Here is a 24370-nt window from a genome sequence, read left to right as displayed (position 1 = left end):
CAGGTTATTCCGTTATTTGGAAAATTGATAGTTACCGAGCTTGTCCACGGAGATGTTTAACTCCTTTAAATCCTTGATAAATAGATTATACCCTGTTTCGAGATTTTTCCAAAAATCTAATATGTTTGGATAGGCACGATAGGTTTCGCTGTAATTTTTATTCTTTTCGTCCGAGAATTTAAAGGGAAAGATATACACGGGTATCTTTTCCTGGCCGGATTGACGGGCTTGTATGGCATAGATGTATATTTCCTTGATCTTATCGTCTGTCATGGGAAGACAACCCACCGTGACGCAATTTCCATGAATACAGATATTACCCCCGAGATGGGAGGCTTTGCTTTTCAGCTTATCTGAATGGTTCGGGTAATTGATCATCAAAGAGAGATGATAGTTACTCGTGGGATTAAAGTGGTTGATATGGTAGAAGCCTTCCGGGATTTGTAAGTCTCCTTGACGACGTTTGGGGCCGAGAGATCCGGAACGGGCACATATCTTATACGTTGTAATCTTTTTATACACCTTGTCTTCCCGTTTCTTGGCATAGATGTCCATGACACATTCTGTTTTATACGCCATGATAAGAATATTCAGGTTGTCCAACGAAAGGTTGTGTTCTTTTAACCTTCGGGTCAGTAATGCCTCTTTTTCGTGGTAGGCGTTTCGTACCCGGGGATATTTCTTTTGCTGGCTGACGAAGTCCGGTTCATTGCTGGCGATAACACATAACAAGGTGAGCAAGGCTATTTTCATGGGTTCGTGTAATTAGATTATTACAAATAACGGTAAAATAAGGGGAAAAAGCAAACGGGCATGAAAAAAGGCATCCGGGAGGACCCCGAACACCTTACCTGTGTGTGTTGTGTGTATATGAGTGTGTGAATCTAAGGCTACTCGTTGATCATCACTACCAAGTACTTCGTTTGTTTCCAGAATGCGCTCGGGTTGTTAATCTTCAAAGTCTGCATACCGTCATCCCCGGTTTCCAATGCGTATGATTCGCTTGGGTGAACGGAAAGGATTTTTGCTTTCTTGGAGTTTAACGGGATGGATGTCAATTCACGCATATCGGCATCCACGAATTTTGCATTTTGCGCTTGAGAAGAAACGATCGGCGGACAGAAGATTCCTTGTCTTGAGATCACGTTAGCTTCTTTTAGCCCCTTTCTGGAACCTAATAGGTAGTGGATCGTGTTGAGCGATTTGTCCTGACCGGAAATCATTTCCTTTTGGGAAGTTGATTCCTCTTGTAAATTACTCACGTTTTGGTTAAGTTCTGCTATTTGTTGAGTCTTGATACCTAGTTCCTTTTCTTTGGCTGCTAAAATCTGGTTGATTTCGTTGATCTTTTGATCTCTGATGGCTAACTCTTCGTTTAATCCGGCAATTAATTTCTTGAATTCAGCGGATTGTCTTTTGTTAGTCCCTTCCAGTTTAGCAATTTTTTCTTTGTAACCGGCGATAGCGTCAGAAAGCGCTTGCACGTCATTTTTTAAAGCGGTAATCTGGCTTTTACTCTTGCTGTTTTTCGTGTCACTCTGTGATTCGATGGCCAGAATGTGTTCGGCCTCGCGGATAGATTGCATTCCGGCGGAAATGTCATTCAGATCTGCTAAAAGTTTATCCATTTCGTCACTTTGTCCGTTGCTAACGGCTTGTAGAGAATCTGCTTTTGCTTGTAAAGCTTTATATTTTTGTGAACTTTCCACGCAACTTCCGAGGGAGGCGATGAAAAACAAACTGACTGCTAAAAAAATAAACGTTCTCATAGTTTTTTGTTTTGATGTTTTATTCTATGCCTAAATAAAGGCAATGCCCGTGCCATTCGTGTTGTAAAATGATAACGTGTTGAAAAACAGTTTGTACGTGTGTTTATCTGAATTCCACGATTGGGGAAAATTTTGCCCCAGTTGTGGAATTTCTCCCCAAGTTACCTGTGGAAGGGACTTTTCTCCAAATGATGCCTGTGTTGGAGATGGTATGGTCGTCCCGGATTTTTTTAGTAGCTTTGCCTTGATACCAATAATTGAACCCATGTACCAAGAATATCCCCCTCATCCCGTGTTATCTCCTTATATAGACAAATATTGGGAGGTGAAAGGTTCACCGGAAATGGGCGAGAAGATGAAAATTTTGCCTGATGGTTGTACCGATTTCATTTTTAACTTGGATGATGCGCGTAACCTAGAGGATAAAAATCGGTTTGGCGTTGATCCTTTACACGGTTATTTCGTGGGAGCGATGAAGACTTACTCGGAGTTGTCGGTTTGTGCCGGATCACTACACATGATCGGGGTCAGATTTACTCCCTGCGGGTTGACTATTTTCACGAAAAAGCCTTTAGGGGAGCTGAGTGGGCAGAGACTTCATTTGAGGGACGTGGGATTTCTTTTTCATGAAGAGTTCGCCTCTCTTTTAAGGGAGAAAAGTACGCTGGCGGAAAGGTTGCAAGTGATCGAAACTTTTCTGATATCCCGGTTAAAATATGCCGAAGAGGTTGACAAGCAAATCGTGTGGACAACCGGGGTGATCCGTCAGGCCGGGGGATTGTTGCCTGTTCGGGAGTTGATGAGTCGGGTGTGTATATGTCAACGTCATTTTGAACGTCGTTTTAAACATGCCACGGGTTACACGCCAAAAGAGTATAGCCGGGTCGTGAAATTTCGTCGGGCAATGGATGTACTTCGTCAGGTTTCCGGGAATAACCTCTTTTCCGTGGCGGTCGATTGTGGGTATTATGATTCTTCTCACTTGGTGAAAGAGTTCAAGAAATTATCGGGTAGTTCGCCGATGGTTTTCACGTCCTTGCCGGCAGATACTCCGATCACTTATTTGGGGGAATAAAAGTCGATTTTTTACAAAAGATTCTTTTCCCGGAACTCTACTTTTGTATTTATAATTAAATAAGATGGATATATGGAAGAATTGAAACGAAAAGCGGAATTATTATTGGAGCAATGCGAAAGTGTGGTACTGACTTCTATTGATGAAAACGGTTTTCCCCGTCCTGTGCCGATGTCAAAGGTGAAAACGGAAGGGATAACTACTATCTGGTTTGCTACCGGAACGTATTCCGAGAAAACGGAACACTTTCGGGTGAATCCTAAAGCGGGAGTGTGTTTCCAGAAGGAGATTAACAGTGTCGTGTTGACCGGGTACATCGAGATTGTTACCGACGAGGCGGAAAAGAAAGCCTTGTGGCAGGATTGGTTTATCGAGCATTTCCCGGGCGGGGTGAACGACCCGACTTATTGTGTTTTGAAATTCACGGCAAAGCGGGCAACTTACTGGCTGGACTTTCAATTTGTGAAGGGGGAGGTGTAGAGAACCTTACAAACTAATTTAGCAAGATCGGAAAAGTCTCTCCCAATTCAGGGTCTTACCTTTGTCTCGAAATACAAAAGAATATGGAACAGAAATTGACAACGAAAGAAGAGTACTTGAAAAGGATCAACGTGATCGTGGAATATATCAACAATCATCTGGATGAGAATATCGATCTCGGGATGTTAGCCGAGATGTCTGGTTTCTCTCCTTGGCATTTCCACCGGATCGTGCGGGCCTTTCTGGGAGAGCCTGTCGGGGCTTTCATCACCCGGGTACGTGTCGAGACTGCAGCTCGCTTGTTACGCTATTCCGATTTGTCCGTGCAGGACATTGCTTATCGGGTCGGGTATGACGTGCCTTCTTCTTTGTCGAAAAGTTTCAAGCAATTCTATGGTATTTCGCCGAATGGATACCGTAATAATAAAAATTACACGATTATGAAACCAGTAGAAGTAAGACCCGATTTGAAACTAGAATTTGAAGAACAGGTGTTGGCCCCGAAACAAGTGATTTACGTTTGGCTGACAGGTGCATATAACCAGTTGGATTATTGTGCCGCATGGCAAAAACTGTGGAATTACGTGCGGGAGGAAAATCTTTTTGCCCCGGACGTGGAGTTCCTCTGCGTGTACCATGATGATCCGAAAGTGACGGAACAGGATAAATTGCGCACGTCCGTGTGCCTCGTGTTACCCCGTGTCGGGAAACCGAAAGGAGAGGTGGGAGTAAAAGAAATCCCCGGCGGGAAATATGCGATCTTCCGCTACCAAGGACCGTATGAAAACCTTCATGCCGTCTACGATACGATTTATGCAAAATGGATTCCCGAAAAAGGGTATAAGCTGGGAGATACCCCCGGTTTCGAAAAGTACTTGAATCATCCGGACCATACTACACCGGAAAATTTGATCACTGAAATTTGTATTCCGGTACAATAGCGAACGTGAATAAAAAATAGGATGTCCCTCTCTATGTCCCGGCTATTGGGAATTGGAGAGGGGTTTTCTATTATCGTTGTTTTCAAACCCTTGATAAGTCGATTTCCTATTGATAGGATTTATTTCAAATTGTGTTATAATCTATTTATGAGGTAATAGTCGTTTTATTATAATCTTATATTTGTATGTCATCTTTTAAATAAATTAGTGTTGAATTGGAGATGAATAGGAGTTGATATAATATAAATATGATGATATTAGGTTGTAAGTAGCATATTTTCATTGGAATAGGGTATGAAAACTCGATTTCTTGTTTTGTAATGTTTTTTTATAAAAATATAGTTTCTATATTTGTTCCTAAGTCGTGAGCGATTTTTGTTCAAAATGAAAACAAAAAGGGCGTGAATGCTATTAATATATGGATAATGAACTATATACGGTGAAATGGTTAAATGAGAGTTATTCTGCTCATTTTGAAAAATTGTATAAGCAGATATACAGACGTTTATTTCTTTTTGCCCGTAATTTTTTAATGGATGAGGCTTTAGCTGACGATATTGTTCAAGAGGTTTTTCTGGGATTATGGAATAAGGGAAAAGATATGCGCGGTGATATACCTTTGGAGCGTTATTTGTTTATATCGACCCGGAATTTATGTGTGGATTATCATCGTAAACTGAATATCGTGGATAAGTATCAGAAACATTTGATTGAGTCAGAGGCTATGGTTTATTTCCCTTATGGCGAAGAAGAATCAGAACGAGAACTTAAAGTAAGAAAACTTTTGGGAGAATTGCCGGATATGCAGAGGCAGGTGTTAGAATTGAGTGTCATGGAAGGGTTGAAGTACAAGGAGGTGGCGGAACGTTTGAATATAGCGGAAGGTACGGTACATACGCACATCAAGCGTGCGTATAAGTATATTAAGAGCCATTTGATTTTTCTTCTTGCGTTCATACATTTGATGTTAAAATAGAGATTTTATGAAAAAAATATCGTTTTGTTGTACCCCGAAATGGAATCGAGTTCGTTTTCAGCAACAGAAGAACTATGCAAACCGGGTTAGTACCGGTTTGAGAGGAGGTGAATTATGAAACAAATTGAATGGGATATTATAGAACGTAAGCTGGAAGGAGTATTATCTTCGGATGAAGAGATCCGTTTTCGGGAATGGGTTGAGACAAGTGAGGAAAATAAGATTTATTTTCATAAGCTGGAGACATTTTATAAGGAAAATGGTTTTGTAAAGGAAATCACGGAGCAAGATGTAGATATGTCATGGGGTAAGTTTGCCGAACAGTTGAAGAAAGAGAAAAGGCGGAAAAGACGGACGCTACGTTACTGGGCTATTTCTGGGGTGGCAGCTTGCTTGTTGGTGGGAGTGCTGATTTCTACTTGGATGGGAAGGGATAATTCAGTTCCGTCCGAAGAGACGAAGACTATTGTTGCCGGGGGAAGCAAGGCTGTTTTGTGGTTGTCTAACGGCGAGAAAGTGGAATTGGAAAATAACGTGGACGAGTTGAAAGAGGCATCGGTGAGAATTGTTAATTCCGGTTCTGTTTTGAGTTACGAGAAGAATCAAGATACCGTTTTGAAGGGAAGAGTGATGAACAAGGTAGAAACTCCTAGGGGGGGAGAGTACGGGATAACTCTTGCTGACGGGACCCGGGTTTATTTGGGAGCTCTTTCGAAAATAGAATATCCCGTGGCTTTTGACGGGACCAAACGCGTGGTGAAGGCCTCGGGAGAGGTCTATTTTGAGGTTGCTCGTGATACGGCACATCCTTTTGTTGTGGAAATGACAAATCTGGACGTGGAAGTTCTGGGTACGTCGTTTAATGTTCGGGATTACGCGGATGAAGATTATGTCGAGGCTACTTTAGTGTCGGGGAAGATAAAGGTGAATGCGGGAGAAGAGTCTTGTATCTTGGAACCGAATTATCAAGCCGTGTTGGATAAAAAGAATAACACGCTTGAAACGAAAGAGGTCGATGTGTCAGAATTTGTTGATTGGAAGAGTGGGAAATTGAACGTGCGGAACAGGCGTCTGGAAGATATTCTGAACCGGCTGAGCAAGTGGTATGATGTTTACGTGTTTTACGTGAACGAGGAGGCTAAGGATATTCGTTTTTACGCAAATATTGATCGATATAGTGATATGAACGAGTTGTTGGATAAATTCGAGAAAACGGGGCAAGTTGAATTCCGGGTGAAAGGGAACGTGATTAATGTAATGATGAAATAAAAAAATTGTATCGTTTGGACTAAAGGAAAAGTGACCGGGGACGTTCTCCCCGGTCACTTTTTTGAGAAAAATTTGAAAGTAATTGGAATTCTTGTACCCAATTTTCACGACTGATTCGTTTTATTTTAAAATTTAGAAATGTCGCAACCTGTGATTATGCAGGATAATTGCAGGGGATTTAAATGTAAATTGCTGTATGAGAACAAGTAAAATTATTTGGGGCGTGCTGGTGTTATCGGGAATGTTTTGCCAGGTCCAGGCTCAAAAGGTGAAGGTGACAGAAGGGAAAAAGAATGCCTCTTTTGAAGGGTGGCATTTACGTTCGTACGAGACGGATGGGGTGTATGGAGCCGGGGTAAATCAGGCTTACGAGTATTTGAAGGACCGAAAACCGAAGGCGAGAACTGTCGTGGGGATTGTTGATGGTGGCGTGGATGTTACTCACGAGGATTTGAAGGATGTACTTTGGCGAAATCCGGGAGAGATTCCGGGCAATGGGATTGATGATGACGGGAATGGTTACGTGGATGACGTACATGGGTGGAATTTTCTGGGTACGCCCGATGGGAAACAGATGGAGATCGGGTACACGATGGCGGATCACGAATATATGCGGTTGAGGGAGAGGTATGAAAACGTGGACACAACTTCTTTATCTTCCAAGGAGCGAAGGGAGTACGATTATTTTCAAGATGTATGTAAATTCTCGTTTATTTGTCAGGCTTACCAGGAAATTGCGGTGGCTGAAGCTGCCGTGAAATACGTGGAGGTGTTTAATCGGGAATTAAAAAAACAATATCCGAAGCGTAAAAATTTCGAGATAAAGGAATTTGTCCCTTTGCTGAAAGAAGGGGAAACAAATGAGGAAAGAATTTCAGCTTATAATTTTTTCCTGAAACGTTTTTATCGGCGGAAGAATCGTTTGGTGTGGGATGAGCAGTTCTATAATAATAGAAATAAAGTGTTTGAAGAGGTAAAAGCAGATTATGAAAAGTTGAAAGATTCTTATTTTGCGGGGCTGGCAAATCGGGGTACTTTAGGGGATGATCCGGAAAATGTAAAAGATCGTTTCTATGGTAATAATAATCTGCTGGCAGAGAGTGCAGTACATGGTCAGCACGTGGGTGGAATTGTTGGGGCAACCCGGAATAACGGTATCGGGGTTGATGGTGTGGCTGATGCCGATTTGATGTTTGTGCGTGTGGGACCGGGAAACGGAGACGAGCATGATAAGGAAGTGGCTTTGTGTATTCGTTATGCCGTTGATAACGGGGCTCGGGTTATAAATATGAGTTTCGGAAAGCCTTTTTCTCATCATAATAAATGGATGATAGCTGCGATGAAATACGCGGAGAAGAAAGGGGTGTTGTTGGTGCATGCGGCTGGAAATGACGGGATGTCTTTGGATGTACGTGATTTTTACCCGAATCGTTATATTTCGAAAAACAAAACTCTACAAAATTGGATTGCCGTGGGGTCTATTGATATGGATGGAAATCCTGCTTCTTCCAGTAATTATGGAAAGAGAGAGGTTGATCTGTTTGCCCCCGGGGTGAATGTTTATTCCACGATTTACGATAAACGGTTTAAATATCGCGCTATGAGTGGTACCAGTATGGCAACCCCGGTCGTGACGGGAGTGATTGCCTTGATTTGGAATTATTTCCCGGAATTGACGGCAGAGGAGGTGAAAGAGGCTGTGTTGGGTGGAGTTACTTCCCGCAAGGGGGACGTGGTTCCTTGCCCGGGGAATGGGGAAAAAGTTGATTTTGATAGTTTGTGCCGCACGGGAGGTATTGTGAACGCGTTGGAGGCGGTGAAATTGGCGGAAAAAATGTACGTGAAAAAGTTCAATCGATAATCAGATTAAAAAAAGGGATGTATGAAAAAAATGAAAGTTATTGTGGCAGTATTTGCCTTGTTAAGTATGTTTTATAACGGTCGGGCGCAGGATGTTAAAGTGGAGAAGACTGACACGCTTGGTAACGGGCAGGTTCGTAAAACGATCAAGGTGGAAATCAAGAACGCCGAGGATTTACAAAATTTGGTAAAAGCTATCGGCGGTAACGTGCAGGTCATGAACAAGTCGGTTGTCAATCAGCCTAAAATTCAGGTTAAGAAAGTGAGTCCTGAGGATCGTCCGATGGAGAGTAATAACGGGAAACAATTGTGGGCGAAATCTTATTTGAACTGGGCAGCTCCGCAGTTGAAGGTTGAAAAATGGTTGACGGAAGTGCCGGATACGGAAGGTAAGTTCGTGTTGATTGATTTCTGGGGACCTTCTTGCAGTCCTTGTCGGAAGAGTATTCCCGATTTGAACCGGTTCAGCAAGCAATTCAAGGATAAATTGGTGGTGATCGGGGTATCGTTGAACAAGGAAGAGCAAGTGCGTGCGATGAAAGAACCCGTGATCGAGTATTATAGTGCCATTGACACGAAGAAAGAGTATATCGGTAAATTCGAAATAAAAGGCTACCCCCATGCTATATTGCTGGATACACGTGGGATTGTTCGTTGGGAGGGGAATCCCGTGTTATCGGGACATGAGTTGACCGCGGAGGTTATCGAGAATTTAATTACGAAATATGATTACGAGGATGGGGGTGTGCAGAGAGCATGGGCAAAACCGTTTTTAGGGGAAAAGGCACCAGAGTTACCCGTGAAAGAATGGTTCCCGAAGGAGCCGAATGTGAAGGGGAAATTTGTGTTACGTGATTTTTTTAGCTTTATGTGTGGTCCTTGTCGGAAGGCGATTCCGAAATTGAATGAATGGAGTAAAAAGTTTGCCGATGAACTGATCGTGGTAGGATGTGCTAAAAACGGCATTAATCGATTACGCCAGATTGAGCCTAAGATAGAATATTATTTGGCTAGTGAGCCAGAGGGGAAAATATGGAATACGATGGAATTGCATGTTTTATCGTATGTTCAATTGATCGATCCGAAGGGAATTGTTCGTTGGGAGGGACTTTGTACTGATTTGACTACGAAAAAGATTCAGGAGATCATTGCTAAATACAAATAATCATTAAGTAGCACGTGATGATAAAATTTTTTCTATGGTTTCTGCCTTGTTGTCTCGTTTTTACGGCAACAGGGCAAAAAGCTAATTATAGACAAGCCGAACGTTTTTTAAATTTGGAATCGTTAGTTGGCACGACCACAATCGTGCCGAATTCTTTGAAAGGGACGGATAAATTTTGGTATAAGTACGAGACCGGGGAGGGAGTTCGCTATTATTTCGTGGACCCTGGGGCTAGGATACATCGAGAGTGGTTTGATCGGAAATACGTGGCAGGAGAGATTAGCCGGGTAACGCATAAGCCAATAAATTATAAGAATCTGAAAATATCGGGATTTCGTCTAGATGAGGATGGCAAGACGATGCGATTCACGTCTGAAAAAGTAGATTTTTTTTATGATTTATGCTCTAACCAGATGATGCCGGTTGATTCTATCAAGGGAAAGAAGAAAAAACAAGAGCAAGTTAAAAAAAATTCGGTCAAGTCTACCAAGTGGATCGGGACGTATTCTCCAGATAGCTGTTGCACGGTTTACGCCAAGAATCATAATTTGTATTTGTTTTTCATCGAGGATTCCGTGGAAATTCAATTAACAACAGACGGGGTTCCCAATTATTCTTATGCTGGGAAGAATCGGGATACAACCGGTAAGATGGTAACTGCCAATGTCGAGTGGATGGCTGATTCCAAGCATTTTTATGTGGAACGGGAGGATAAACGTGGAATGGCGTCTTTATATCTGGTTAACACATTGGGCAAAGGGCGCCCAACTTTGAACGAGTACAAGTTTGCCATGCCGGGAGATGAACACGTGCAAAGAAATGAATTGCATCTTTTTAGCGTGGAGCAAAAAAAAGAAGTGGAGTTACCTGTTGAAAAATGGAAAGACCAGACCTTGACTGTTTATAAAGCTGGGAGACCGACGAAAAATCTTTATTTCTTACGTAAAAAACGTACGTGTGACGAGATGGAGTTTTGTCGGGTTATCCCAGAGACCGGAGAGGTAAAGGTGGTCATTCATGAAAAATGTGAGCCATATTTTAATGATCAATTGTTTAAATTACATTTATTGTACGAAGGAGAAGAGATTGTTTGGTGGTCGGAACGTACGGGGCACGGGCATTATTACCGTTACGATAAAAATGGCAATTTGAAGAATGCGATAACTTCAGGGGGATGGACTGCCGGAAAGGTCGTGAAAATAGATACTGCAAGACAGACTCTCTATTTTGAGGCATACGGTCAGGAGAAAGAAGGATTCCCTTATTTTGCCCGTCTGCATAAAGTGCGTCTGGATGGAAAGGGTGGGGTGAAGTTGTTAACTCCGGAGCAAGCAACGCATAAGGTGCATTTTTTGACCGGAGGACGTTATTTCGTAGATAATTATTCTCGGGCTGACATGGCACCCCGCAGCGTGTTGAGAAATACGGACGGGAAGGTTGTGCTGGAATTGGCGTCGCCTGATTTGAGCCGTCTTTATGAAACGGGATGGAAGATGCCGGAGATGTTCACGGTGAAAGCGGCTGATAACGTGACGGATTTGTATGGGTATATGTGGAAACCCGCGGATTTTGATTCCACGAGGCAGTACCCTATTATCTCCTATGTTTACCCGGGGCCCCAGACCGAGGCGATTCCCTTGGAGTTTAGTGTTGTAACGGGCTTTAATAATGCGGCGTTGGCGCAGGTGGGTTTTATCGTGGTGACTTTCGGGCATAGGGGAGGAAGCCCTTTGCGGGATCGTTGGTATCACACGTATGGTTATGGCAATTTGCGTGATTATCCTTTGGAGGATGATAAGTACGGGATTGAACAGTTAGCCGATCGTTATTCTTTTATCGATGGTTCCCGGGTGGGTATTTTCGGACATTCCGGGGGTGGTTTTATGTCCACCGCGGCAATTTGTACTTACCCGGATTTTTACCGGGCGGCTGTTTCTTCTGCCGGGAATCACGATAATAATATTTATAATATCTGGTGGGGTGAAACTCATCACGGGATAAAGGAAAAGGTGGTTGCCGAGAAGAGAAAGGTGAAAAATCCGGTGACGGGTAAGGATTCCACGGTGACGATAGAGAAGGTGGAATTTGAGAAACCGAACATCCCGACGAATATTGAATTGGCGGAGCGTCTGAAAGGACATTTGCTGTTGGTAGCTGGGGATGCTGATGATAACGTGCATCCGGCAAACACGTTCCGGATGGTGGATGCCTTGATTAAAGTCGGGAAAGATTTTGATTTGGTTATTCTGCCGGGACAGGGACATAAATATCATGGTAAGGCTCTGGATTTTTTTAGACGAAAAATGTGGTTTCATTTCGGGAAATATCTTTTAGATGATTATTCGTCGGAGAGGTTTAAGGAGATTGATGCTTATATGCGATTGGAATAGGTCATAATAGTTGTTTCTTTTGTGTTTTTTAAAAGGGGCTGTTCCCAAAGTCATTTTTTTAACTCCCTCCCCCTTCGGGGTACTCCCTCTATAAACAGAAGGAAAGCTGAAAATACTCCCTGTCTTCGGAACTAGTGACGGAGGAGTTTTTTGAAATAAAATGACTTTTGGGGACAGCCCCCTTTTTAAAAAATCGAATAAAAATTACAATCGTTGTACCCTGTTTTTTTATTTTGTTCGTTTTAGAGGAAGATTGTAACTTTATCGTAATAATATAAACCAATGAATTATGAAAAAAAATGTGGGATATTTGTTAGGGGTTTTATTATCCGTTTTCGTGATTTCTTCTTGCACGGATGTATACAAAGAGGCAGATGCAGAAAGTGAAGAGGTCGTTGTACCCCCAGGGGAGACGTACACTGCACAGAGAAAATATACCTTGAACGTGGTGTATTATGTACCGGCAGATATGATGGAATTTGATGATTGGCATTATCGTCTATCGGGAATAACTCTGCATATGCAGAATTATTTTTATGAGAATATTAACCGCTATATGCATCTTTCGGGAGAGGCTGCCGATAAGTTTAAATTTGGGTTGGAGGTGAACGATGTAAATCCGGATTTCGTGAAGATTCATTTTATCAAAAGTACTCGGAATTGTATTGATATGCAGGAGAAGAATCTTCCGGAGATGGCACAAGAGGTGTTGGATTATTTTAATCAACGTCCGGAGTTGAAGATGAGTAATCACTATTTGGTGTACATGCCAGCGTACGAGGGAAGTTTTGTGAAACATTACTACCCGAGTGCGGATCAAGGAATGGTATTTGCTGGGAGTGACACGGATCGGTTTAAGATTAAGTATTTTGATTCACCGCGGGCTAGGGCTAGTTTTTTGTATGATTTGGGATATATATTAAAAGCGTTTTGTCAAGCGTGTTTTGTGCCGGAGAGTAATTCTGGGTTGGACTCCCCGTTTTTGTCGTTGATGGGATCGACTGAAGTACAAGGAGCTAAATCGAATACTGCAGCATCCGGACCTACTTTTATGTTGCCGTCTTATAATTGTTTAAAATATACCAGTAGAATTATTTCCGGTAGTTCTTTTGTTGCGGGTACACCGGATAAAATACGATTGATGGTGTGGGATGCCATGTATTTGAAAGGGACGCAGTTGTTTAATGATGATTATTCTTACGATCCGTTTGATGTGACGATAGACGAGGTACAAATTCTTTCGAAGGCCGGAATTGATACGGCTACCGTGACATCCACGCTACTTTCAGTGATGGAGGCCGATACTTTACATGTAAGATGCTCTTTTTCGACAATGGCAGAGTTAAGTGGAGTCGTTTTGTTTGATGATCCGTGGCGAACTTACGAATATCCTCAAAAGTGGCGGGTTGATTTGGATGAGGACGAGAATTACGAGTCTGGTTGGGATGCTTATGGCATGTATGTCAGTTCAACCATGTTTACGAATACAGGAGGGAATAGTTACGTGGTTGACTTCACGATCCCTATGGCTAATTTTTCTGCATGTTTAGGTCGGAATCCTAGAGGTGCGACGGAAGTTTTTAATCGAGAGTTGCGTTTCCGTTTTATTGGGAAGAATGGTATGGCTTATCCACACGTGGCTACTTCGTTGAAAGGAGCATTTGAACCGCCACTTCGAAATGTATATGAGGTGACATCAAAGAAATTTTCTGTTGGGGTTACAAATGAATTTGTTTATTTACATGATATAGCGACTCGATACGGCACGTGGGAAGAGAGGTAGCAATGATAAGTGATACAAAGTGGAGAATTATCGTAAAGGGAATTCTGAAATCCCACGAGTATATTTGTGAAAGTAATATGATGTTACTATAAGTAATTAATTTTATAGAGGAGCCGGGATGTCACTATTCCGGCTTTTTTCGTTGCAGTTTCTGTTTGTGAAAATTTGTTTTTCGAAATAAAAAAACTAGTTTTATGTACCCATAAAATCGAAGGCGTTCGTTTTGATAACAGTAAACAGAGTTCCTTGAGTGGAAAGTGTTAGTGTTTAATGAACCAAATATAAATTTATGGGAAAAAAGAATGTGTTTTCTTCGTTCCGGGGCGATCCGGAATTGATCAAATTGGTGAGGACAATGAAACTAATTATTGTTTTTTTGATGGTGTCGGTGAGCACGCTTTTCGCAAACGTTGCAGCACAAGACATGAAATTGGACTTACGAGTAGAGCATAAATCCTTAATCGAAGTGATGGATTTACTAAAACAAAAGTCGGGTTTTTCGTTTATTTACTCTGCTGCGGAGGTGGAATCCGTCACGGGGATCACGATGGATGTCCGGGATAAGACCATTCGTGAAGTTCTTGATATTGCATTAAGTGGGACAGAATTGACTTACACGATCGAGAGTAATCTGATTATTTTAAGAAAGGTCGCAGCCCAACAGCAGCAACAGCAGAAAAGAGTCGTTACGGGGTATGTGACCGGGCAGAATGTAAAAGATACATTACCGGGAGTGACGGTGATTGTAAAGGGAACGTCAAAGGGGGTGACGACAGATATTCATGGTAAATATACGATTATACTACCGGATGGGGATGATGTCGTGTTGTGTTTCTCGTTTATCGGTAAGGAGACGAAAGAGGTAAAATACACGGGGCAAAAAACGTTGAATGTTAAATTGTCAGATAGTACGGAAGAATTGGAAGAAGTGGTTGTGAATGCTGGTTATTTGAAGATTGATAAGCGGCAGTTAACCAGTTCCGTGACCACGATCAAGATGGATGATATTATGGCTCCGGGGATGCGGACGTTGGACCAAATGTTGGAAGGACACGTGCCGGGGATGATCTTTATGCAGAATTCAGGGCAAGTGGGTGCGACTCCGCGTTTACGAATCCGGGGAACTTCTACGGTGATGGGATCACAGGAGCCTTTGTGGGTGATTGACGGGATTATTCAAGAGGAACCGGTGAACGTGGATCCTAGTCAGTTGAATGATCTGGACTTCGTGAATTTGTTGGGTAATGCCATATCTGGATTGAATCCGGAGGATATAGAGCAAATCGACGTGTTAAAGGATGCTTCCGCAACAGCTTTGTACGGAACGAGGGCGGCTAACGGTGTGATCGTGATTACTACGAAACAAGGTAAAGTGGGTCCCCCGATGGTAAGATATAGTTTCGGTGGAACTTATTCTCGCCGGCCTCGTTATTCAGACCGGACTATGAACGTGATGAATTCAGCGGAACGAGTGGCGTTTTCGAGAGAATTGTTAGAAAAACAGATGGTTTATCCGAATAAAAACACGTGGATCGGTTATGAAAAAGCTTACGAGGATTATCGTAACGGATTGTTAAGTCCCGAGGAATTCCAAGATGCCACGGAGTATTATGAAACGTTAAATATGGATTGGTTGGATGCCATTTACCGGGATGCTTTTTCACATAATCACACGCTATCGTTTTCGGGTGGTTCCTCTAATGCAAAGTATTATGCTTCCGTGGGGTATAATCGTTCGAATGGTGTGTTACGAAAAGAGAACGGGGATCGTTACACGGCTAATATGAGTGTATCTTTAAATTTTAATCGTTTTAAAGCCCAGTTCAAATTAGGGGGGAACGTTCAGGAGCAAGAACACACCCCTTCGGACGTGGGATTGGCAGATTATGCCCACAATGCCAGCCGTGCCGTGCCATTGTATAACGAGGACGGGTCATTGTATTTCTATCCCAAACAAGGTGGATATGGTAAACCTTGGTTTAATATTTTGAATGAGCGTGACAATTCTTACCAGAATATTGATAAGAATTCACTTAATTTTTCTACTCAATTGGATTATAATATTTTGGATGATTTAAAGTTGAGTACGACATTTTCTTATGCCATTTCAAATACGAATGAAGATGTTTATCATGGAGAGGATACATTTTATTGTTTGAATTTGGCTAAAAAGGATTTTAAGGATCCTGCGGGGCGTTATGAATCTTCTTCATGGATGACGGCAACACTCTTGCCTTACGGTGGGGAGTTGAAACGGAACGAGACACGGAACAAAAATTATATGGCACGTGTACAGGTGAATTATAATTTGTTTTTGGATGAGAATCATGATCATCTGGTACAAATTATGGCAGGGGGGGAGTTGTCATCATCAAATTACACGGGGTTGAACAAAACTTTTCGCTGTTATCAGCCGGAACGGGGTTTACTCGTCGGGAATGTAGATACGGAGAAATATAAAACTTATATAAATTGGCTTGCAACAGATCAAAATGCCCGGGGAGTGTTGAAGGATAATTTGAGTAATCGGGTTTCTGCTTATGGTGCAATAAATTATAGTTATAAAAATCTGTATATTTTGAATGCCAATATGCGTGTGGATTATAGCAATAAGTTTGGAGATCGGTCCCGGGAGAAGTTTTTGCCGATCTGGTCTGTATCCGGCCGCTGGAATGTGAAACAGGATATAATGGAAGATGTGTACTGGGTGAATGATCTTGCGTTGAAAGCTTCTTTTGGGTATCAAGGTACGGTACATTCCACTCAAAGTCCGAAGTTACAGTTGACGAAAGGAGAGTTGAATGGGGCTTTCGGGGAGTTTTCATCGACAATTAAATCATTCCCAAATCCGGATTTGGCTTGGGAGAAAACGATGAATTTAAATGCAAGTATTGATTTTTCTTTGTTTAATAACAAGGTGAATGGCTCGTTTTCCTATTATTACAAAAAAACGACAGATGCTTTTTTAAATAAGAAGGTTGCACAGGTGAATGGGGTTTCTTCTTATGCGGTAAACGAGGGTACGGTAGAAAATCAGGGGCTAGAAGTGGCGTTAAATATTAACCCGATTAATACTGCCGTTGGTGGCAATCGTAAAGGATTTTCGTGGCGGATTGACCCGCAATTAGGGCAAGTTGTAAATAAGTTAATTAACAAAGTGCTTGAGACGGATAAATATGACCCGTTACACGATGATTACACGTATATGGATTTTTTAAATGGTTCTGCTCACGTGTCGGGTAAGCCGCTTAATTCGTTCTATTCTTATGAGTTTACGGGGTTGAGTCAGAAGGATGGCCGTCCTACTTTTGCTCGTGTGGGAGAGGAGTATTTTGCAGATTACGTGGATATGCCAAAATCAAAGGTGTTTACGAAGGTGATGAGATATTCCGGGTGCCGAGTACCTTATTTACAAGGAGGTATTAACAATACAATCCAATGGAACGGTTTCGTGTTGAATTTTAATCTAGCATATAGTATCGGTTCCAAAATTCGTTTACTAAAATTGTATGATCCACAAGCGGCGAGTGCTGCCGTTGAGCCTATTCAGAATCTAAGAAAAGAGATGGTGAAGCGGTGGCAGACTTCGGGGGACGAAAAGCACACGAATATACCGGGATTGTTGTCCGCATCGGCTTATACGGAAACATTAACCCCATGGTGGAATGGTGAGCCGTATGCATTTGCGGAGAATATCTGGGAGATGTATAATTATTCGGATATTCGGGTCGTGAGTGGAAATTATTTGAAATTGCAGAGTTTGAATTTACGTTACGTGTTTTCTGACCAAGTGTGTAAACGTTTAAACGTAAGTTCACTTTATGTTTCTCTTTCGGGGACGAATTTGTTCACGTGGAGTGCAAAGGAATTGAGAGGACAGGACCCAACTTCGCAATCCGGTTCTTCGTCTAAAATTAACGTGGCGGTACCTGCAACGTATACTATAAGTGTTAATGTGGCATTTTAAAAGATGAAGTGTATGAAAAAAGTATATTTTTTAGTTTGGATGTGTCTCTGGGGACTAACCGGATGTAGTGATTTCTTGGAGGAAGATTCGAAAGAGAATACGTACGCAACTTCTTGTAGTGATTTAAATGAATTATTGGTGGGGAGCGGCTATATGGAGCATCGAGTTGTATACGAAAATGCGAAATTTACGATAAAAACGGCTAGCGGACCTTATTTCCCTTGGTTGCACGTGATGGATGATGATATAGAGGAGGTCGTGCTAGGCAATTATACGGAGACCAATTCCCGTTATAAGCTGAATCCTTTCTATATATGGGAGAAGGATCCTTTTAATGAGGCAGGAGTTCTTTTTAATGACCCGACTTGGGGACGTCTATATAAACATATTGCGGTGACGAATGTGATTTTGGACAAAGTGGAAGAGTTTACTCATGATACAGAAGAGGATCGCAATATCATACGCGGACAGAGTCATTTTTTAAGGGCCACGTATTATTATTTGTTAGTGAATATTTACGCGAAACCTTATGATCCGATCTCCGCGGCCACTGATTTGGGTGTCCCGTTGAAGTTGACACCATACGTAGAGGATATTGATTACAAGCGAAGCCCTGTGGATAGCGTGTACCACCAGATCGTGCGGGATTTGAAACAGGCTATTCATTATTTGGATGGTTATGAACCAAAAACCGTACGGCGAGCCACGAAGAGTGCTGCCCAGTTGTTCCTGAGTCGCGTGTATTGTTATATGGGGCAATGGGATTCCGTTCCGGCGTTATGTGAATCTGTTCTTGCACGGGAAAAATATCAATTGAAGGATTTGACTGTAACGAAAGATACCGGTTGGATCGATGCGAATTCTCCCGAGATTATTTTCTCGCAAGGAAGTCATTCCACAAATTTTGTTTTTAAAGGAGAGTATGCGAATTCTCCAGATGGAATATCGGGGTACCGAATTTCTGATGAATTGCATCAAATATTTGATGAAAATAAAGATAAGCGGTGGATGTTATCGGTAGATACGATTGATGTGGAGGGATTTACGATTTATATTCCTCGTAAGGTGAGGGCCAGTATGCCGAGTGAGGAATTTTCGTTCGTTTCGGATAATTTTACGTTCCGGTTGTCAGAGGCTTACTTGAATTTGGCGGAAGCTTTGGCGATGACAGGCCGTGAGGGTGAGGCTCGCAATGTATTGGAAAAACTAATGAAAAAACGGATTGTTGATCTGGCACCGATTACGGAATCGGGAGAAAGCTTGATCCGGTTAATTCGGAAGGAACGTCGTCGGGAATTTTGTTTTGAAGGACAACGATGGTTTGATTTGAGACGTTATGCCGTATCTTCCAAATTTCCGGAGACGAAGAGCATCAAACATGTAGTTTATGATTACGCGTACGGGGATAAGAGTACACCCGGTGTGTACAGGGGATATTATCAGTTGCCGGATTATCCGGATGGTGGATGGGTGTTGCCGATACCGACGCAGGAGATTGAACAAACGGAAGGTAGTATAGTGAATAATGATAGAGAAAGTTGTCTTTTTTATGAATAATGTGATGAAAATAAATATATTATTGGAAGGTTTTTTAGCCTTGATGTTGTTTTGTTCTTGTGGAGATAATGATGAAGCGTTTCCTTCACACATGGAAAAAAACTGGTATGTTATAGAATATGATCCTAATGCTAGCGAGCTGGATCGCCTGATATATGAGGTTTATGATCGAACCGGATTCCCGATTTTTTATAGTGATACGATCGGGTCTCAAACTCGGTATGATAAGGGGGGAAATCCTTACACGTATTATGAGGTTTTTAAACCTGGGTATATATTTACGAATAGAACGACGGCCCCTGTTTATTCTATAGAACGAGATGAAAATAGGTTACGGCAAATGGTGGAATTGCTTGATGAATATGTGTTGGAACCTTATTTTTCGAAGGAGCGTGTTTCTCTTGATCAAGGAAAGTACGGACCGCTTGCCTTTCTATTTGTAGATACCTTACTTACGGGAAGCGGAAAAAAGGCTGATTCTCTCTATTTAGATTTAGGTGTGTTGGTGTTAAGTACCCGGTATACATGTACTAGGGGAACGAATAAGTTTATTTCCGTGAGCGAGATGACAGAGGCGGAAAAGGTGAAATATGGATGGAATCTGGCGATATATGAGCTGTTACGTTATTTCCAAAATTCTTATCCGGATGAAATTAGTGCATATTTTGACATGACAAAAGAGAATCCGGATTTGGAGGGGTATAATTATGATCTTTTTGAAATAGCAAAAATCAATAAATCGTATAATTACGTGACCGGATTGAAAGGATACGATTTCGATTTGAATGAACCTCGGAAATATGGCGTATTACTTTATAAGAAATATGATAAATATAGCGTGTATTTTCCTACTTTCCTAGAAGATTTATCTTCTTTCATAAACATGATTTACACGAAGACAGATGCCGAAATTCGAGTGGAGAATGGTGAGTATGAACTACTTATTAAACGCTACGAGGCTTTGGTGGAATTGTTGAAAAAAAGTGGTTTGATCCAGTTTATTAAAGGATAACAGATAATTCCATAATATGATAAATCCTCATGAGGCTGTTTGCCAAGTGGGGATTTTTTTTAGAAAATAGTATAGTTCCTGTACCCAATTTTTACTAGATGTTCGTTCTAGATTAAAATTTAAGTGAAGTGTACATGAATAGAATGAAACTTATGAGAAAGAGGATGTTCCCTTTTGTGTGTATCGTGTTGTTGAGCGTTTCGCTTCGAGGGCAGGAAGTCGTTAAAGACAGCCTGCGAGAGAAAAGTATCTCGATCGAGGAGTGTCAGCAATGGGCTATGGAGAATTACCCGGCAATTAAACAACACGATCTGTTGGAGAAAGCCAAGGAGTATACCTTATCGAATATTGCCCGGGTTTATCGGCCGGAGTTCGGTTTGTCGGGAGTAGCCTCGTGGCAGTCGGAGAGGATGGAATTGGATTTGAAAATGCCGGAAAAGGTGAATATCAGTATGGATCTAAACGGGCCGGTGAATATTCCGGTGTCCATTCCCGAAATGTCGATACCGGTGAGTGATCGGGATCGATATAATATGTCGTTGTCGTTGAAGCAGGCTTTGTGGACCGGGGGAAGGGTGAAAGCGGGGAAAGAGGCAGCCAAAAGAGAAATCGACATGATGCATGCGGGGTTGGACGCCCAGTTATACGAGATTAAGGATAAGGTAAAAGAATTGTATTTCGGTTTATTAATGATAGAGGGGAAAGAAAAGCAATTAGACCGGGCGGACGAGATTTTGGATAGTTTACGCGTTCGGGCAGAAGTTGCTTTGAAAGAGGGTGTCGTTTATGAAACGGATTTGGATGTGATAGAAGTCGAACGAATCAAGTACAGACAGTTACGGATGGAATTGGAGGCTAAGCGTGAGGCTTGTCTAGGGGTATTGTCCATGTTGATTCGCCGACCATTATCCAAAGAGACGAGATTACAGATGCCCTTGGAAGTAGAATTGGAAAAAGGTGAAATCAAGCGGCCGGAGTTGAAATATCTGGATAGTAAGATCAAGCGCTTGGAGGCAGATTTAAAGATGCAGAATGCTGAGAATATGCCGAAGTTAGGTCTGTTTGCCACGGGTGGTTACGGGAAATCAGGACTGAATACTTTTGATCGGGATTTCAAGCCTTATTTTATTGGGGGGGTGATGTTAAGCTGGAATTTTGGAAAATTGAATACATTGAAGAATGATCGAAAGCTGAAACAAATACAGCAAGAGAGCGTGAGGGTTGAGCAGGAGAGTTTTATTTTTAACACGAGAATGGAGGCCCTGATGCAGGATTCCGAAATTAGGAAGTTACGAGAAATGGTGGAGAGTGACGAACGGGTGGTCGATTTACGTGAGGCTATCCGGCAAGCATCAGAGGTTAAGTATGCTAATGGAGTATATACTATTTCGGAGTTGATTACTGATGTGAATCAAGCGTTGATTGCCCAACAGGAGAAATTACTACGTGAGGTTGAGTTGAAAATGATGATTTATTCGAAAAAAATAACGTTAGGCTTGTAGTTCACAAAGTCATAATTCAAGCGAATTGATAAAGTTTAAAGTATTTGAGTGATGAAAAATAAGGTTTTAAGTATTGTTGTTTTAGTTTGTTTAGGAGTTGGTTGTAAAGATAAGACTGAAGAACGTCTAGTTTCGGGAATGTTCGAAACGAGGGAGATCGTTGTTTCGTCAGAAATCAGTGGAAGAGTGGAGCGTCTGGATATTATGGAAGGGGACTATGTTGAGGCGGGGAAAGTGGTGGGGGTGATTGACACGATGCAGTTACATTGGTTGAAAGTGCAGGCGCAACAAGCGGCTGTAGCCGTGAATGAACGAATTCCGGATTTGGATAAGGTGCTGGAAGTTTATCGTTTAAAATTGGAGAAAGGGGAAAAGGAGTTGGCTCGGGTGGAACGCTTGTTGGCTGGAAAGGCAGCAACGCAAAAGCAGTATGATGATGTGAAAGCAATGGTGGATGAAGGGCGTTCCGCTTTAGCCGGACAAACTCACCAAGCAGAAGTGATGATCGCAAGTGCCAAGGCAGAAAGTGCAGCTATTGCTTTGAAGGTGGATCAGGTGAGTGATCAGATTCGTCGTTGCATTATTATGAATCCTATATCCGGTGTCGTTTTAGCGAAGTATACGGAAGAGAAAGAGCTTACCGCTCCCGTGAAGGCTCTTTACAAGATTGGAGACATGAAAAATATGTATCTTCAGGTTTATGTAGAGGGTAGTCAGGCAAACCGCCTGAAAGTTGGGGATGCCGTGCAGGTGTTTGCCCAACTGGGTGGAGGGGAAGAACGGGAATACCAGGGAAAGATTTCGTGGATTGCCTCGGATGCGGAGTTTGTACCCAAGACTGTACATACTCAGGACGAGCGAGATAATCTGGTATACGCCGTGAAAATTCACGTGGAAAATGATGGTGTTTTGCGTGTGGGGATGTATGCGGACGTGAAATTTAACGCATTGTAATTCAGAAGATATGATTGTAGCGGAAGATATAAATATGAAGTACCGTCAGGTACTTAAAGAGATTGTTGCCTTGAAAAATATCTCTCTAGAAGTGGAAGAGGGGGAAATTTTCGGGTTGATTGGTCCGGATGGGGCAGGGAAAAGCACGTTATTTCGAATTTTGACAACCCTTCTTCTGCCTACCGGAGGGAAGGCTACAGTCGGGGGATATGATGTGATCAATCAATACCGGGAAGTGAGAAATATCGTGGGGTATATGCCGGGAAAGTTTTCTTTGTATCAGGATTTGTCGGTAGAGGAGAATTTACGCTTTTTTGCCAGTGTGTTCGACACTACGATACAGGCTAATTATGACCAGGTGAAGGATATATACGAACAATTGGCTCCTTTTAAGAATCGAAAGGCCGGAGCTTTGTCCGGGGGAATGAAACAGAAACTAGGGTTGTGTTGTGCCTTGATTCATAAACCCAGGGTGTTGTTCTTGGATGAGCCGACAACAGGGGTGGATCCAATCTCCCGTAAAGAGTTTTGGGACGTGTTGAAGAGGTTGAGCAAGGACGGAATATCCGTTTTCGTGTCAACTCCTTACATGGACGAGGCTCGTTTGTGTGACCGGATCGGGTTGATTTTTCATGGTGGTTTACTGGATGTTGATACGCCGAATCGATTGATCGGGAAACACGACAAAAAGTTAGTTGCTTTTAGAGCAAGAGATATGTACCGTTTGTTGAAAGATATTCGGAAAACACCGGGTGTTTATTCTTGTTTCACGTTTGGTGATTCCCTGCACACGACCTTTGAGGAGAACGATTTTCCTGTGGAGGAATTCACGTTATCTTTGAAAGAGGCTGGATATGCCGACGTGGAATGGCGTGATATCAAAACCGGGATAGAAGATTATTTTATGATGTTAACGAATGATATTAGTGATGGAACGGGTTATTGAAGTGGAACGGTTGGCAAAGAAATTCGGGAATTTCACGGCAGTAGATCATATCAGTTTTTACGTGGAACGTGGGGAAATATTTGGCTTTTTAGGTGCGAATGGGGCGGGGAAAACGACGGCTATGCGTATGTTGTGCGGGTTGAGTAAACCTACTTTCGGAACGGGAAGAGTGGTCGGGTTCGATATCCTCCGGGAGTCAGAAAAGATAAAGAGCCGGATCGGTTACATGAGTCAGAAGTTTTCGTTGTATGAAAGTCTGACGGTAAAGGAAAATATACGTTTGTATGGCGGTATTTACGGGATGCGGCGTTCCGAGATTCTAAACAAGATGGATGACGTTTTGGCATACTTGGGGCTTTTGTCCGAGCGGAATACGCTTGTACGTTTGTTGCCACAAGGGGTGAAACAGCGTTTGGCTTTTTCCGTGGCTACCTTCCACAAGCCTCAGATCGTGTTTTTGGATGAACCGACCGGAGGGGTGGACCCGGCCGTGCGAAGGATGTTTTGGGAGTTGATATATCAGGCTGCTGCGGAAGGTATTACTGTTTTCGTGACTACGCATTACATGGATGAAGCCGAGTATTGTGATCGGGTGTCGATCATGGTGGATGGACGGATTCAAGCATTGGCTTCACCCTCGGCATTGAAGCAACAGTACGAGGTTCCGGGGATGCAGGAGGTTTTTTATTTATTGGCTCGGAAAGCCCAAAGAAAGGAGTGATGG

General features: G+C 42.4%; 16 protein-coding genes and 1 pseudogene. 15 read left to right on the top strand and 2 right to left on the bottom strand.

Annotated features, from left to right (window positions below; genetic code table 11):
- Positions 1-12: 12 nt before the first annotated feature.
- Positions 13-753 (bottom strand): murein L,D-transpeptidase family protein, encoded by a 741-nt coding sequence (locus tag I2I33_RS06680; protein ID WP_087421845.1) that lies wholly within the window; start codon positions 751-753, stop codon positions 13-15.
- A 137-nt stretch (positions 754-890) separates the two neighbouring features.
- The gene (locus I2I33_RS06675; RefSeq protein WP_087421846.1) at positions 891-1769 is read right to left on the bottom strand and encodes a hypothetical protein; all 879 of its coding nucleotides are present in this window, start codon (positions 1767-1769) and stop codon (positions 891-893) included.
- 79 nt (positions 1770-1848) lie between these two features.
- On the opposite strand from I2I33_RS06675, the gene I2I33_RS06670 reads away from it, so the two are divergent.
- From I2I33_RS06670 to I2I33_RS20535, 15 genes and pseudogenes are all read left to right on the top strand, one after another.
- Positions 1849-2844: a helix-turn-helix transcriptional regulator gene (locus I2I33_RS06670; RefSeq protein ID WP_229128219.1), complete on the top strand. Its 996-nt coding sequence runs from the start codon at positions 1849-1851 to the stop codon at positions 2842-2844.
- A gap of 72 nt (positions 2845-2916) precedes the next feature.
- Positions 2917-3324 carry a pyridoxamine 5'-phosphate oxidase family protein gene (locus tag I2I33_RS06665; protein WP_087421847.1) on the top strand — a complete coding sequence of 136 codons (408 nt, stop codon included), beginning with the start codon at positions 2917-2919 and terminating at the stop codon, positions 3322-3324.
- Positions 3325-3407: 83 nt separating this feature from the next.
- A complete protein-coding gene (locus tag I2I33_RS06660; protein ID WP_087421848.1) occupies positions 3408-4265 on the top strand; it encodes a GyrI-like domain-containing protein in 858 nt (285 codons plus the stop codon).
- A 418-nt stretch (positions 4266-4683) separates the two neighbouring features.
- Positions 4684-5241 (top strand): RNA polymerase sigma factor, encoded by a 558-nt coding sequence (locus I2I33_RS06655; RefSeq protein ID WP_087421849.1) that lies wholly within the window; start codon positions 4684-4686, stop codon positions 5239-5241.
- A gap of 114 nt (positions 5242-5355) precedes the next feature.
- Positions 5356-6510, top strand: a complete 1155-nt coding sequence (locus I2I33_RS06650) for a FecR family protein (protein ID WP_087421850.1) — start codon at positions 5356-5358, stop codon at positions 6508-6510.
- 196 nt (positions 6511-6706) lie between these two features.
- Complete coding sequence (locus I2I33_RS06645) at positions 6707-8371, top strand: S8 family serine peptidase (protein WP_087421851.1); 1665 nt, start codon at positions 6707-6709, stop codon at positions 8369-8371.
- Positions 8372-8392: 21 nt separating this feature from the next.
- Positions 8393-9535, top strand: coding sequence for a TlpA family protein disulfide reductase (locus I2I33_RS06640; protein WP_087421852.1), 1143 nt, complete (start codon positions 8393-8395; stop codon positions 9533-9535).
- 17 nt (positions 9536-9552) lie between these two features.
- Positions 9553-11925: a S9 family peptidase gene (locus tag I2I33_RS06635; protein ID WP_087421853.1), complete on the top strand. Its 2373-nt coding sequence runs from the start codon at positions 9553-9555 to the stop codon at positions 11923-11925.
- A gap of 289 nt (positions 11926-12214) precedes the next feature.
- Positions 12215-13708: a hypothetical protein gene (locus I2I33_RS06630; RefSeq protein ID WP_087421854.1), complete on the top strand. Its 1494-nt coding sequence runs from the start codon at positions 12215-12217 to the stop codon at positions 13706-13708.
- Between the two features lie 289 nt (positions 13709-13997).
- Entirely contained in the window at positions 13998-17675 is a 3678-nt protein-coding gene (locus tag I2I33_RS06625; protein ID WP_087421855.1) for a SusC/RagA family TonB-linked outer membrane protein, read from the top strand.
- A gap of 12 nt (positions 17676-17687) precedes the next feature.
- Positions 17688-19232, top strand: coding sequence for a RagB/SusD family nutrient uptake outer membrane protein (locus tag I2I33_RS06620; RefSeq protein ID WP_162613836.1), 1545 nt, complete (start codon positions 17688-17690; stop codon positions 19230-19232).
- Between the two features lie 4 nt (positions 19233-19236).
- The gene (locus I2I33_RS06615) at positions 19237-20244 is read left to right on the top strand and encodes a hypothetical protein (protein ID WP_140402606.1); all 1008 of its coding nucleotides are present in this window, start codon (positions 19237-19239) and stop codon (positions 20242-20244) included.
- A gap of 152 nt (positions 20245-20396) precedes the next feature.
- Complete coding sequence (locus I2I33_RS06610; RefSeq protein WP_229128218.1) at positions 20397-21746, top strand: TolC family protein; 1350 nt, start codon at positions 20397-20399, stop codon at positions 21744-21746.
- A 51-nt stretch (positions 21747-21797) separates the two neighbouring features.
- Positions 21798-22700, top strand: a complete 903-nt coding sequence (locus tag I2I33_RS06605) for an HlyD family secretion protein (RefSeq protein WP_087421858.1) — start codon at positions 21798-21800, stop codon at positions 22698-22700.
- 14 nt (positions 22701-22714) lie between these two features.
- Positions 22715-24367 (top strand): annotated as a pseudogene (locus tag I2I33_RS20535) (ABC transporter ATP-binding protein).
- Positions 24368-24370 lie beyond the last annotated feature (3 nt).

Origin of the sequence: Butyricimonas sp. BSD2780061689_150309_C8, from assembly GCF_015560935.1 — a bacterium.
GTDB classification, from domain to species: Bacteria; Bacteroidota; Bacteroidia; order Bacteroidales; family Marinifilaceae; genus Butyricimonas; species Butyricimonas paravirosa.
This window is presented reverse-complemented; position numbering and strand designations above follow the sequence as displayed.